Source organism: Pseudomonas sputi, assembly GCF_021603585.1.
Classification (GTDB): Bacteria; Pseudomonadota; Gammaproteobacteria; order Pseudomonadales; family Pseudomonadaceae; genus Aquipseudomonas; species Aquipseudomonas sputi.
Genome location: NZ_BQHI01000002.1, coordinates 105,375 through 117,990 on the forward strand (window position 1 = coordinate 105,375; position 12,616 = coordinate 117,990).

Genomic DNA, 12,616 nt, shown 5'->3' on the forward strand with positions numbered 1-12,616 from the left:
TGTCCTGAGTACCTGTGATGCTGCAAAAATCCCTGAGAGCGCAAATTCTCGCCCTGTTGAGCGGCAGCCTGTTGGCGATGCTGTTGATCGCGCTGGCCTGCTTTCACTTCTTGTCCAATGGCGTGCAAAGTTACAGCCAGTTGATCGCCGGCCCCTTGCACACCTCGCAACTGATCGACGAAGCCAACCTGCAATTCAAGGTGCAGGTTCAGGAGTGGAAAAACGTTCTGCTGCGCGGCAGGCAACCGGCGGATCTGGCCAAGTACTGGGGCCAGTTCGAAGACCGTCAGCGCGATGTGCAGAGGATCCTCGGTGAGCTGGCCAACCAGCAGGGGCTTGAGCCTGCGCTGAAAACCCGCATCGAACGCCTGCGCGAAGAACATCGTCTGCTCGGCGCTGCGTACCAGAAGGGCCGCGATGCCTACGTCGCCGCCAGTGCCGATCCGACCGCGGGCGATGCCGCCGTCAAAGGCGTTGACCGTGCCGCCAGTGACCAGATGAGCGAGCTGGTGGCCGAACTGCGCAAACAGGGCACCGAGCAATCGACGCAGATCCGCGCCAGTGCCGATCGCACCGTGTGGCTGGGGTTGTTGGTGATGCTCGCGTCCGGTCTGTTGATCGGTTTGCTGAGCCTGTGGCTGGTCAACCGCAACCTGGTCGAGCCGATCCGCAAACTCATCGACTACGTCACCCAGTTGAGCAAGGGCCGGCTGGTCGAGCGCGTGGCCAGCGACCGTCAGGACGAACTGGGCAATCTGGCCGCTGCCGCCAACACCCTGCGCGACTTCCTCGCCGAAACCTTCAATCACCTGCAACGCAGCGCCAAGGATCTGGACAGCGCCAGCGGCGAGTTGAACGCTATCGCCACGCTGATGGCCGGTGGCACCAACGAGCAGTTCAACCGCACCGATCAAGTGGCCACGGCGATGAACGAAATGTCCGCCACCGCCCAGGAAGTCGCCCGTCATGCGGCCGACGCGGCGCGTGCTGCCGACGATGCCGACCAGTCCGCGCAACAGGGCGAGAAGGTCATGCAGAGCACCATCCACAGCATCACCCAGATGCGCGGCGAAATCGCCAACACCGCCACGGTGATCCGCCGTCTGGAGGCGGACAGCGGCCGCATTGGCAAGGTGCTGGAAGTGATTCGCGGAATCGCCGAGCAGACCAACCTGCTGGCGCTCAACGCCGCCATCGAAGCGGCCCGCGCCGGTGAGGCCGGGCGTGGTTTTGCGGTGGTCGCCGACGAAGTGCGCAACCTCGCGCAGCGCACGGCGGAATCGATCATCGAGATCAACCAGATCATCCACAGCGTGCAGACCGGCGCGGTGGACGCGGCCCAGGCCATCGACAGCGGCCAGACCCGCAGCGATGAAAGTGTCGAGCAAGTGACCCAGGCCGGTGCCATGCTCGAGCGCATCACCCACGCGGTGGAGGCGATTCGCGACATGAACCGTCAGATCGCCACGGCGGCCGAAGAGCAGACCTCGGTGGCCGAAGACATCTCGCGCAACCTGACCGAGATCACCTCGATCGCCAGCACCAACCTCGACAACGTGCAGCGCACCGAAAGCGCGAGCCAGAACCTGCATGGCCTGTCCGGCCAACTGAACGACGTCACCGCTCGTCTGAGCGTCTGACCGGTCAGTGACTGATTTCACTCACAGGCGCAGCAAGGGTTTCGTCAAACTACAGACACAAAAATGCCGCACAACCCAAAAGTCGTGCGGCGTTGTTTTATCGGCCAATCAGGTGTCTTGCTTGTTGCTCAACACTTTGCCGGTGGTGGCGTCGAAGTCCACATCGAACTCTTTGCCATCGGCAGTTTTCAGTTCAACTTCGTACTCATAACCGTTGAAATGGTTATCCAGATCGGTGTCGGTGATGGTCGCGCCCGGGTGCAGTTTCAGCGCTTGCTCGTTCATCGACTCCAGCGACTTGATCTTGCCTTCCTTGACCAGTTGCGGGATCTGGTCAACGCGAACATCAGCCTGGGCCAGGCCAGCGGTGAGGGTCAGGGCGGCGGCGGTAAACAGGGCAGTCAACGTTTTCATCGGTTATTCCTTTGGGTGATTCGTTTAAGTGAGTTCAGGTTAATCGCCGCAACTTAACTCACCCTTAAAACGCAGTGAGCAGGCCGGACTCCCCGAGGGAGCGAGCCTGCTCGCGATACTGACGCCCGGATTTACAGATCAGAAACCGTTGTTCTTCAACACCTGATCCACACTGGCGGCGGCCGGGCGTTTGTAGAATTTCAGCAGTTCGCTGGCGCGGTTGGTGAAGATGCCGTCGACGCCGGCGGCCATGACTTTCTCGAAGTCCACTGGCTCATCCACGGTGTAGACGTGCACCAGCAGGCCCTGATCGTGGGTGTACTGGTTCATCCAGGGCTGCACCAGGTCCGAATAGCTCTGATCGCCGCCGTGGGTCAGCTTCGCCGAAGGGCCGGTGCCGATTGCCCCCTGGGCCTTGGCGTAGTCGATCCACTGCTTGAACTCGGCTTCGGATTTCGGTTCCTGCTTGCCGTAGAAAGCGTTTTTGTCCTTCTCGCCGGATTCGGCAAAGGTCACGTTGGATTTCGGCTCAATGCTGCCTTCGCCCACCCACAGCAACAGGATCTTCGGCACCTGCGGCATTTCCTTTTGCAGCATTTCCAGGCTGCTCTTCTCGAAGGTCTGCAGGATCACCTTGCCTTTGCCCTGGCCGACACCGAGAGCGCTTTTCGCCAGTTTCGAACCGGCCGGGCTCAACCAGCCGCGATCCTGGAGTTTTTCCTTCAGGTCATGCTCGATCCCCGGGAACAGCTTCGGCTCCTTGGTTTCGATGTACAGGCCGGGTTTGTGCTTCGGATTGGCCTGGGCGATGTCGATGATTTCGTCCAGGGTCAGAATCTTCAGACCGACGTAGGACGGGCGCGCGCGATCCGGGTACTGGGCGTTGTACCAACTGCCGGCGTCGAGGGTTTTCAGTTCGGCCATGGTGAAAGCATTGGCCGGGCTGTCCTTGCGCTCCGGAAACTTGGTGGCGACGTCGGTGGTGCGCTGCAGATTGTCGTCGTGCAGGGCGAACAGCACGCCGTCCTTGCTGCGCTGCAAGTCCATTTCCAGGTAATCGGCGCCCAGGTCGCGGGCCAGTTTGTAGGACGCAGCGGTGGATTCCGGGGCATCGAAGGACGCGCCACGGTGGGCGATTACCGCCGGTCGCGGAATGCCCTCGGAGGCAGCGAGCGCAGCAGGACTCGGCTGGCTGGCGGCGTGAGCCTGACCGAGGCCGAGCATCAGGCTCAGCAGCAGTGCGCTTTTGGTGAAAGTGGCGGGCATTATCGAGTTCCTTTCGCAGGCATTTTCAAAGATGTACCTTTTAGCAACTCAAACGAAAACCTGCTATCGCGAGACCGACATAAACGTACTGAAAGCGAAAATTTGCGCACTTTTGTGCGTTCGTTTGCAGTACGCTTGGCCCCGGCAACCGCCCCGGCAGAGGGCGCGCCACGCATTGCCCTGCGTGTAGACCATCGATTCTTTTCGTGAGGTTTACCATGCGCATCACATCGCAACTCATCTGCCAGGCTGCCGACGGCCTCAAGGGTTTCGTCGGCCTCAACCGCAAGACCGGCCAGTACATCGTGCGCTTCAGTGAGGATTCGTTCGGCATGGACGTGGCCGATGACGGCATCATTCCGTGCAGCGAATTCGTCTGGGCACCGGCCACCGAACAGACCATGACCCTCAAGCGTGAGCTGATCCAGTTGCTGCTGGATCAGAACATCGATGACCGGATCAACATCACCGAGCCGTTGCGCGTTTATATGAACAAGCGCGAGGTGCCGGAAATTGAGGCGGTGCGTAGCCTGGTGAAGGGCTGATCATCCGAATCGATAATCGCGCTCCACTTTGCACACCCGCGTATGAAAACCCGAGTACCAGGTCGAACGCCCGCGTTCACGAATCGCCTGGTGCTCGGGATGATGTTTCCACGCCAGGATCGCCGCTTCACTTTGCCAATACGAAACCGTGATTCCGAGCCCGTCCGCGCCGCGAGCCGACTCGACACCGAGAAACCCCGGTTGCTCGCGCGCCAGTTCGAGCATGCGTTCGGCGGCTTCAGCGTAGCCCTGATCGCCATCGGTACGGTTTGAAGTGAAGATCACCGCGTAGTACGGCGCTTTCGGTGTATCGGCGATCATGCCTGCGCCTCCAGGCAAGCTTCGACAAACGCTCGCACCAGCGGTGGCAATTGTCCCTTGAGCGCGGCGCGTTCCGGCTGGAACAGCGTGGCGACAAAGAACCGGTGATCCTTCAATTCAATCGCACGCAGATCTCCCGAGGCATCGTGACCGGTGGCGTGTAGCTGATGGGTCAGCAACGCCCGTTCGAACTGCGGATTCACACCGTAGCGGCAGCGATAGCCTTCGTGAATCTGCGACGTTTCGTACGCCTTGGCGATCAACGAACCGGGCACCAGATGAATGCTGTCCAGCGCTTCCACCAACGCACACGTCAGCGGCGAGAGCACCGCGCGGCTGGCGTCGGGCGAGGTTTCGCCATGCTCGGCGTCGGCCCAGCCCAGTACGTTGCGGGAAAACTCCAGCACCGCATGTTGAAAACCGCCGCAGGTGCCGAGGAATGGTCGCTGTTGCTCGCGGGCAAAGCGGATGGCGCGCAGGGCACCGACTTCACTTTTATAGGGGCTGGCCGGCACACACCAGAAGCCGTCGAAGGATTGCAGCGGCGTCTCGGGCTGGATTCGGTCGGTGGCCAACCATTCGAACTCGATCGGACGGCGAAGGTGTTCCGCCGCCAGACCAAGGGCGACCGGGATGGCCTGGTGGGCAGTGACTTGCGGATCGTAATCACCGATCAGGGCGATGCGCAGGGCTCTGGATTCCATGAGGACTCGCTGTGCTTGTTGAGGGATGACGCTCACTATAGATTGGCGTTCACGCACTCTAAATTGGCGTTTGCCCAAGTGATCAATGCAGCCACGCAATACCGACTCGATTTCCCGGATCTGGCCCTGATCCTCGCTTTAGTGCGCGGCGGCTCTCTGGCCCGGGCCGCACAGCTGTTGAGGGTCGATGTATCGACGGTGTTTCGCGCCGTACGCCGACTCGAAGCCGCGCTCGGTCAGCAACTGTTCGAAAAAAGCCGCGCCGGCTATCTGCCCACCAGCCTTGCACAAACCCTGGCCGAGCAGGCCGAACGCGCCGAGCAAGCCCTGGAGGCCGCCCGAATCGGCGTGGAGCAGGGCGGGGAAGTGGTCAGCGGCACGGTGCGCCTGACCTGTACCGACTCGGTGTTGCAAGGTTTGCTGCTGCCGGCGCTCGCGCAGTTCATGCCGAACTATCCGGCGCTGACCATCGAGCTGAGCACTTCCAACGATTTCGCCAACCTCAGCCGCCGCGATGCCGACATCGCCCTGCGCCTGACGCGTACACCGCCGGAGCATCTGGTCGGACGGCAACTGGCGAAGATTGCCTACCGGGTCTGCGCCAGTCAGCGTTATCTAGAAAAGGTCGATGCGGCCGATCTGGCGGCGCTGACCTGGATCGCCCCGGACGACTTTCTGCCCGATCATCCGACCGTCGCCTGGCGTCGCCAGCAGTTGCCGGGTGTGACACCGAGCTATCGTTGCAACAGCATGCTGTCGGTGACGGAACTGGTGCGTGCGGGGCTGGGTGTGGCGGCATTGCCGGATTTTCTGATCGGTGATGGTCTGCAAGCCCTGAGCGAACCCTTGCACGGTTACGACACCGCGTTGTGGTTGCTGACCCGCCCGGACTGCCGTGCGTTGCGCTCGGTGGTCACGCTGTTCGATGAACTGGGGCGGGTTCTGCGGTTGCCGTGATTAGGCCTGACCGGGTGCCCGGTCATTGGCGAACATGCTCACCGCTTCCACGGCTTCGCTGGCGCCATCGCGAATCTGCAGAATCACCGTACCGGCCTGATCCGCCAGCTCGACACCTTGCGCCGCACGCCCTCGGGTGCCGTCCATGCTCTTGATCGCCTGGCGGGTTTCCGTCTGGATCAGGCCGATCATGTTGGAAATTTCCGCTGTCGAACCGCTGGTACGTGCCGCCAGTTGCCGCACTTCATCGGCCACCACGGCAAAGCCGCGACCCTGCTCGCCGGCACGAGCGGCTTCAATGGCAGCGTTCAGGGCCAGCAGATTGGTTTGATCCGCAATCGCGCGGATGGTGTTGACGATGGCGGTGATCTGCTCGGAGCGTTCGCCGAGCTGCGCGATCAGGGTTGAGGATTCGGCGATGTCGTCGGCAATTTCGCGCATTTCACTGGCCGCTTGCTGGATCACTTGCGTACCTTGCTCGGCGACTTTTCGGGTGGCCACCGAGATGTGATAAGCGGCGCTGGCACTGCGCGCATCCTGTTCATGCTGCTCGACCCGGGCGGTGACGTCCGACGCGAATTTCACCACTTTGCACAAGCGGCCGGCGGCGTCGTAGACCGGGTTGTAATTGGCTTCCAGCCACACGGTCTGCCCGCGTTTGTCGACACGTTCGAACTGGCCCTGGAACAGTTCGCCCTGATTCAATCGACGCCAGAAATCCTGGTAGGCGCTGCTGTTGACCAGTTGCGCAGGACAGAACAAACGGTGATGTTTGCCTTTGAGTTCGGCGAGGGTGTAACCCATGCGCGTCAGGAAATTCTGATTGGCGGTGAGGATATTGCCGTCGAGATCGAACTCGATCACCGCCATGGCGCGGTCGATGGCCTGCAATTTCGCATTGGCTTCGCTTTCCTGCTGCACTTTGGCGGTGACGTCCATGGCGTACTTGACCACTTTCACTACCCGGCCCGAGTCATCCTTGATCGGGTTATAGCTGGCTTCAAGCCAGATCGGTCGGCCTTGACTGTCGATACGTTCAAAGGTGCCGGACTGGAACTGGCCGCTTTTCAATCGCGACCACAACTCGGTGTACTGATTGCCACGGGCAAACTCTGGAGAACAGAAATGGCGATGGGGCTGGCCGACCACTTGTTCGCGGGTGTAACCCATGGTTTTCAGGAAATTGTCGTTGGCGTGCAGAACGACACCGTCGACGTCGAATTCGATCACGGCCATGGAGCGGTTGATCGCCTCCAGCAGGCCGGCTTGTTGGTTGATGGTGTTTTGAAGATCGACGAGGGCGGTCTTGTGACGATTAAAAATCATGCTCATGGCACTCTGGAAATAGGGCTGAAGGTGGTGTCCCTGTTTCCGCGTCGGCCAGCCGGATTACGTTGATGGCTGGCAGCAGTGTGCCAGCATCCCGGCCGGCGGATTAACTTATACAAAACTTTATAAACTTGTACAAGAAATCGATTTTTCCTGATTTTGTATAAGTTTTCACGCGCTGGATCGGCTCAACGCTACGCTGATGGTGTTACGTCCCGTGTGCTTGGCCGTGTAGAGCGCCTTGTCGGAGTCTTCAAACCACTCAACGGCATCGGCGTAAGAGGCTTGATAGCGAGCAAGCCCGATACTCAGGCTGACCCGCAGCTCGGGCATGTCGGGATGGCGGTATCGATCCATTCCCTGACGCAGTTGCTCCATCAGCGCTTCGGCCTTGCTCAGTGGCAGATTGGGCAGAATCACGCAAAATTCGTCGCCACCGTAACGCCCGGCCAGCTCACTTTTGTCGAGCACGAATTTCAACTCACGGCTCAATTGCCGTAGCACCGCATCGCCGACGATGTGCCCGTAACTGTCGTTGATCGACTTGAAGTGATCGATGTCGATCAGCGCCAGGATCGCTTGGGAATTGTGTTGCCGGCACTGCTGGAACTTGAGGTGCAGCAGGTCTTTCCAGGCGCCGTGGTTGAGCAGACCGGTGAGGCTGTCGGTACGGCTCAGGGCGCTCAGGGTGCGTTTGTGTTCGGCGAGTTTGATCGCCAACTTGTAACAGACCATGCCCAATGCCAGTGGATACAGGGTCAGCATCGGCAGGCAGGCCCAGACCTGAGTCTGCGTGGCCGTCAGGGTGAAATGGACCCCGAACACCGACCAGCCCAGCAGCACGCCGATCAACTGAGCGAGGGCGCCCAGCAGGAACAGACGCTGTCCGCCGGCGGCCACGTTGTTCATGGTCATCATCGACAGGATGGTCACGGTGGTCAGCGGATTGAACTGGAAACACGCGGTCCAGAAGCCGCCGAATACCGAGTCATAGAGCAGATTGCGACGTTCGGCGCGATAGGGGAAAGCCGAACGTGTCGACCATTGATAGGCCACGTGCGGCCAGAGAAAACCGTTAAACAGCAACACGGCCCAGAGCCAGGACGGCATGTTCAACGGATACAGCGCGGCACCCACACTGAAGAAACCGATGCCCAGTCCGATGGCCCGTGGCAAATAAATGCGCCTGGCGAATGACAAGCCTTTGCCGCGTTGGTTTTCCATGATGTTCTGCGCCAGATTCATTCTGAAACACTTTGCAGTGTAATACTTCAGACAGACCGTTCATCGGTCAATGACAGACATTGTCATTTATTCCAGCGGGAAAACTCACTGTCCTTGTGAGCCATTTACCGTGGCGCAGGCCTGATCTAGAGCTGATAGCAGGCCAGAAACATGTCGAGTGCAGCGTCGACCACAGCATTTTGCGTGGTGCTGTCGAGCGAGGGCTGGCCCAGGGAGATCTGCGGCCAGAAGGCGAAGGTTTTAAGCAGCCCCTGAACCTGATGGGCGGCGAACGCCGGATCGACCGGTTTCAGCCGACCGTCCGCCTGGGCGGCGCGAATCCACACCGTCACGCTTTCCTCACGTTCGCCCATGCGCGCCACCATGTTCTGCGCGCGTTCCGGCGAGTGGATCGCGGCCGCGATGGCGACACGGGCCAGATTCATGAAATTGTCGTCCGCCATCATCTGCAGCTTGGCCATCAGCATCGTTCGCAATTGATCGCGCAAAGGCTGATCGGGCTGATACGACACGACGTGCTCGGTGCTGATCCTGGCCCACAACTGGTTGAGAATTTCGGCGAACAGCTCTTCCTTGCTGGGGAAATGGTTATACACCGTACGCTTTGACACCCCGGCGGTGGCCGCAATCCTGTCCATGCTGGTGACCTCGAAACCGTTGGTGCGGAATTCGGCGATCGCGGCCTGGATGATGGCTTCGCGTTTACGGTCGGTGAGGCGCTGGGGAGCTGTCATAAATTCGATTCGGGCAGGAAAAGGGTGGAATTACACTCGGCAGTTTACTTGTCATCGGGTTTGATGCAACCTAGAAAGTACACCGGTCAGTGTAATGTTGCGTTAATCGGTGAACCCTAAAACCAGATGCCCGGCTGATGCGTGCGTGCCTTGGCCATTTATCGTCCCACCGTGGAAAGCCGTGAATTGCGCGGTTTCCTGGAGTTTTTCAGTCATGGCCAAATCAATTTCTCCCGCGGTTAGTCCTGCACCTGAAGCTTCGCGCCAGGCCGAAGGGACTTTCCGCAACCACGCGCCGGTGCAGCGCGAAGGCTTGCGCAAGATGCTTCGCATCATGTGGAACATGATCTTCCACAAACCACGCAACACTCGGCCGGCGGCAGCCATCCCGGTGCAGCCACTGACCCGCGCCGACCTGATCGCCGCTCCCAACCACAGCGTCTATCGACTCGGTCACTCGACCCTGCTGCTCAAACTGCAAGACAAGTTCTGGATCACCGACCCGGTGTTTGCCGAGCGCGCCTCGCCTGTGCAATGGGCTGGCCCGAAACGCTTCCATCAGCCGCCGATCAGCATCGACGAGTTGCCGCCGATCGAAGCGGTGATCCTGTCGCACAACCACTATGACCATCTCGACTATGAAGCGGTGTTGAAACTGGCGGACAAAGTCAACGTGTTCCTGACCCCGCTGGGCGTCGGCGACACCCTGATCAAATGGGGCATCGATGCCGGCAAGGTTCGCCAGTTCGACTGGTGGCAAGGCACCGAAATCGCCGGCATCCGCTTCATCGCCACCCCGTCGCAGCACTTTTCCGGCCGGGGCCTGTTTGATGGCAACCAGACCTTGTGGGCTTCGTGGGTGATCATCGACGGCGATACACGGATTTTCTTCAGCGGTGACAGCGGCTACTTCAACGGTTTTAAACGCATTGGTGAACAGTATGGCCCGTTCGACCTGACCCTGATGGAGACCGGCGCCTACAACGTCGAGTGGCCTCACGTGCACATGCAGCCGGAAGAGACCCTGCGAGCCCACATCGATCTCAAGGGCCGCTGGTTGTTTCCGATCCACAACGGCACGTTCGACCTGGCGATGCATGCCTGGCACGAACCCTTCGACCGCATACTTGCGCTGGCCTGGGAGCGCAGTGTTTCCATTACCACGCCTCAAATGGGCGAGGCTTTCAACCTGGCACAACCCCAACGTGGAAGTGCGTGGTGGTTGGCGGTTGAAGGGGAGAGTGAGGTGGTGGTTCAAGGGGCCTGATTCACTGATGCGGGTTCGCCTCCATGAGGCGAACCGGATCACTCCGCCATCGCATAATCCCCACGCACTGATTCGGCTGTCGAACCATTGCCTGTCGAACGCCCCGGTGCAAACCCCGGAAAAAACACCAGCCCCTGCGCCTCGAACCGATACGTCAACGCCAGCCGCGCCGCATCCGCCACGTCCTGCTGCGCTTCGAACCGCTGGATGTCGTCTACCGAAACCTTGGCCTCTCGCGACAACTGTTCAACGCTCCAGCCCAACATCCCTCGGGCCTGGGCGCAATGGGTGGGGGTGAACTGGAAAAGGGCGATACGTTCGAGGATGAGGTTCATCGCTGAAGAGGCCATGGTGTGCTCCGGGCTCGAGAGTGCTGATGGAAAATGTACTGTGTTTTTGTACAGTTGTTTTCGGCCGGGATCAAACGCATTTTTTGATTTGCCCTAGTTCGCCGCCTCCAACCAGACGGACGGTGGCTGACCGAGGATCCGACGGAACATCGTCGAGAACGCCGCCGGGCTGTCATAGCCGAAATCCAGGGCAATCCGCGTCACCGCTTCACCCGCCGCCAGCCGTGCCAGCGCCAGTACCACGCAGGCGCGCTGGCGCCATTGACTGAAACTCAGGCCGGTCTGCTGACGAAACACTCTGTTGAAGGTGCGTAAGCTTACGTGCAGCTGATCGGCCCATTGCTGGGGGGATTGATGGGCATTCGGCTGATGCAGAAAGGTCTGACACAGTTCGAGCAGTCTTCCGTCAGACGGCAGCGGGATATGCAACGGCAACGGTGCACTGCGCACCAATTCATGCAGCAACAGATCGATCAGCACGCCGTCGCGCCCGCTCAGGTCATACGTCAGCGGCAGCTCCACGGCTTCCATCAGCAAGTGCCGCATCAACGGCGACACACTGATCACCTGACAACGCTCACCCAGAACCACCGCCCCCGGCTCGATATACAAACTGCGCGTGCTGACCCCCAGCATCAACACCTCATGCGCCACGCCCGGCGGAATCCACACCGCCCGCTGCGGCGGCACCACCCAGTTGCCGTCATGCGTGCTGACCTGCATCACCCCGGTCGCGCCGTACAACAATTGCGCCCGTCGATGCGTATGACGTGGCAACAGATAGCCGTGGGAATAATCCGTACCGATCGCCACCACCGGGCGCGGTGTGTCATCCAGCAGATTGATCGAAACATTGCGCATCGAGCGGCATCCAGCAGTTGGCGTAAACGCAAACATTATTGGCTGAGTTGCTGAAGCAGGCCAAGCGCCGCGGCTCTATCGTCGACTGTTCCCAAACTACGGACGACGCGCCATGTTCTACCTTCTGCTGACACTCTTCGGCTGCCTGACCGGCGTCACCGCCGTGCTCTTCGGCTTCGGCGGCGGCTTCGTCGTCGTGCCGCTGCTATACCGCATGCTCACCGCCAGCCACGGCGCCGACGAGCCGATCAGTCAATCGGCGATGCACATCGCTGTCGCCACCTCGACCTGCGTGATGATCGTCAACGCACTGGTCGCAACCGGCAAACACCGCCGCGCCGGCAACCTCATCCGGGATTACCTGTGGCCCTTGAGCGGGTTCATCGGATTGGGCGCGGTCGTCGGCGCAATCGCCGCGGTGTGGGTCAGCGGCGAAGTCATCCGCTATGCCTTCATCGCCTACCTCGGCGTGACGATTGTCGACTGCCTGCTGCGACGCGGCTTTCTTACGCAGTCCGAAGGCGTTATCCCACGGCGACTGGGAACGGTGGAAACTTCTGGCGGCGGTGTAGGCATCGGCGCCATCGCAACCTTCCTTGGCGTAGGAGGAAGCGTCATGACCGTGCCGTTGTTGCGGCGTTGCGGGTTGAGCATGTCGCAGGCGACGTCGATGGCCAACCCACTGAGTGTGCCGGTGGCATTGGCGGGAACCCTGACCTACATGGCGATGGCGGGACTCAGCGAGACAAAATTTGGGCCATGGTTTATCGGGTATGTGGATTTGCTGGCGTTTGTGGTGCTGACGCTGGGCGCGATGCTGGGGATTCGACTGGCCACGCCGTGGATCGGGCGGATACCGGATCGGGTGCATGCGTGGGTGTACATCGCGCTACTCATCATCGTGATGCTGGGCATGACACTGAAGTAGCACCTCGATTCCTGCGCGCATCCTCTGCATACTCCGCAGCCTTATTCACTCAGGG

General features: G+C 60.3%; 14 protein-coding genes and 2 pseudogenes. 6 read left to right on the plus strand and 10 right to left on the minus strand.

Annotated features, from left to right (window positions below; all coding sequences use genetic code 11):
• Positions 1-596 precede the first annotated feature (596 nt).
• Both L6D81_RS29630 and L6D81_RS29635 read left to right on the plus strand, forming a co-directional pair.
• Positions 597-707 (plus strand): annotated as a pseudogene (locus tag L6D81_RS29630) (hypothetical protein); the annotation flags it as partial.
• Between the two features lie 228 nt (positions 708-935).
• Positions 936-1,640 carry a methyl-accepting chemotaxis protein gene (locus L6D81_RS29635; protein ID WP_371921029.1) on the plus strand — a complete coding sequence of 235 codons (705 nt, stop codon included), beginning with the start codon at positions 936-938 and terminating at the stop codon, positions 1,638-1,640.
• Between the two features lie 108 nt (positions 1,641-1,748).
• Here L6D81_RS29635 and L6D81_RS03035 read toward each other — a convergent pair whose 3' ends face one another.
• Both L6D81_RS03035 and L6D81_RS03040 read right to left on the minus strand, forming a co-directional pair.
• Positions 1,749-2,054, minus strand: coding sequence for a PepSY domain-containing protein (locus L6D81_RS03035; protein WP_236177857.1), 306 nt, complete (start codon positions 2,052-2,054; stop codon positions 1,749-1,751).
• 138 nt (positions 2,055-2,192) lie between these two features.
• Positions 2,193-3,320, minus strand: coding sequence for a glycerophosphodiester phosphodiesterase (locus tag L6D81_RS03040; RefSeq protein ID WP_236177858.1), 1,128 nt, complete (start codon positions 3,318-3,320; stop codon positions 2,193-2,195).
• Between the two features lie 218 nt (positions 3,321-3,538).
• Here L6D81_RS03040 and L6D81_RS03045 point away from each other — a divergent pair, with 218 nt between their 5' ends.
• Complete coding sequence (locus L6D81_RS03045) at positions 3,539-3,865, plus strand: DUF2025 family protein (protein ID WP_236177859.1); 327 nt, start codon at positions 3,539-3,541, stop codon at positions 3,863-3,865.
• Here the strand turns inward: L6D81_RS03045 and L6D81_RS03050 are convergent, their stop codons facing one another.
• Both L6D81_RS03050 and L6D81_RS03055 read right to left on the minus strand, forming a co-directional pair.
• Complete coding sequence (locus L6D81_RS03050) at positions 3,866-4,186, minus strand: antibiotic biosynthesis monooxygenase family protein (protein WP_236177860.1); 321 nt, start codon at positions 4,184-4,186, stop codon at positions 3,866-3,868.
• The gene (locus L6D81_RS03055) at positions 4,183-4,890 is read right to left on the minus strand and encodes a CTP synthase C-terminal region-related (seleno)protein (RefSeq protein ID WP_236177861.1); all 708 of its coding nucleotides are present in this window, start codon (positions 4,888-4,890) and stop codon (positions 4,183-4,185) included. Before L6D81_RS03055 ends, L6D81_RS03050 begins: the two co-directional genes overlap by 4 nt.
• Positions 4,891-4,905: 15 nt before the next feature.
• On the opposite strand from L6D81_RS03055, the gene L6D81_RS03060 reads away from it, so the two are divergent.
• Complete coding sequence (locus L6D81_RS03060) at positions 4,906-5,847, plus strand: LysR family transcriptional regulator (RefSeq protein WP_236177862.1); 942 nt, start codon at positions 4,906-4,908, stop codon at positions 5,845-5,847.
• Here the strand turns inward: L6D81_RS03060 and L6D81_RS29640 are convergent, their stop codons facing one another.
• The 4 genes and pseudogenes from L6D81_RS29640 to L6D81_RS03075 form a co-directional block, all read right to left on the minus strand.
• On the minus strand, positions 5,848-6,348 hold the full coding sequence (locus L6D81_RS29640) for a methyl-accepting chemotaxis protein (RefSeq protein WP_373874285.1): 501 nt from the start codon (positions 6,346-6,348) through the stop codon (positions 5,848-5,850). It abuts the gene before it with no gap.
• Positions 6,349-6,399: 51 nt separating this feature from the next.
• Positions 6,400-7,179, minus strand: a pseudogene (locus L6D81_RS29645) (PAS domain-containing protein); the annotation flags it as partial.
• Between the two features lie 168 nt (positions 7,180-7,347).
• Positions 7,348-8,400, minus strand: a complete 1,053-nt coding sequence (locus tag L6D81_RS03070) for a diguanylate cyclase (protein WP_236178101.1) — start codon at positions 8,398-8,400, stop codon at positions 7,348-7,350.
• A 146-nt stretch (positions 8,401-8,546) separates the two neighbouring features.
• Positions 8,547-9,155: a TetR/AcrR family transcriptional regulator gene (locus L6D81_RS03075; protein WP_236177863.1), complete on the minus strand. Its 609-nt coding sequence runs from the start codon at positions 9,153-9,155 to the stop codon at positions 8,547-8,549.
• Positions 9,156-9,369: 214 nt separating this feature from the next.
• Between L6D81_RS03075 and L6D81_RS03080 the strand changes: the two genes are divergently transcribed.
• Entirely contained in the window at positions 9,370-10,422 is a 1,053-nt protein-coding gene (locus tag L6D81_RS03080) for an MBL fold metallo-hydrolase (RefSeq protein WP_236177864.1), read from the plus strand.
• Positions 10,423-10,460: 38 nt separating this feature from the next.
• On the opposite strand, the gene L6D81_RS03085 is transcribed toward L6D81_RS03080, so the two are convergent.
• Together L6D81_RS03085 and L6D81_RS03090 are read right to left on the minus strand one after the other, a co-directional pair.
• Positions 10,461-10,772 carry a helix-turn-helix domain-containing protein gene (locus L6D81_RS03085; RefSeq protein ID WP_236177865.1) on the minus strand — a complete coding sequence of 104 codons (312 nt, stop codon included), beginning with the start codon at positions 10,770-10,772 and terminating at the stop codon, positions 10,461-10,463.
• A 93-nt stretch (positions 10,773-10,865) separates the two neighbouring features.
• Positions 10,866-11,633 (minus strand): AraC family transcriptional regulator, encoded by a 768-nt coding sequence (locus L6D81_RS03090; protein ID WP_236177866.1) that lies wholly within the window; start codon positions 11,631-11,633, stop codon positions 10,866-10,868.
• Positions 11,634-11,745: 112 nt separating this feature from the next.
• On the opposite strand from L6D81_RS03090, the gene L6D81_RS03095 reads away from it, so the two are divergent.
• A complete protein-coding gene (locus L6D81_RS03095; RefSeq protein ID WP_236177867.1) occupies positions 11,746-12,561 on the plus strand; it encodes a sulfite exporter TauE/SafE family protein in 816 nt (271 codons plus the stop codon).
• Positions 12,562-12,616 lie beyond the last annotated feature (55 nt).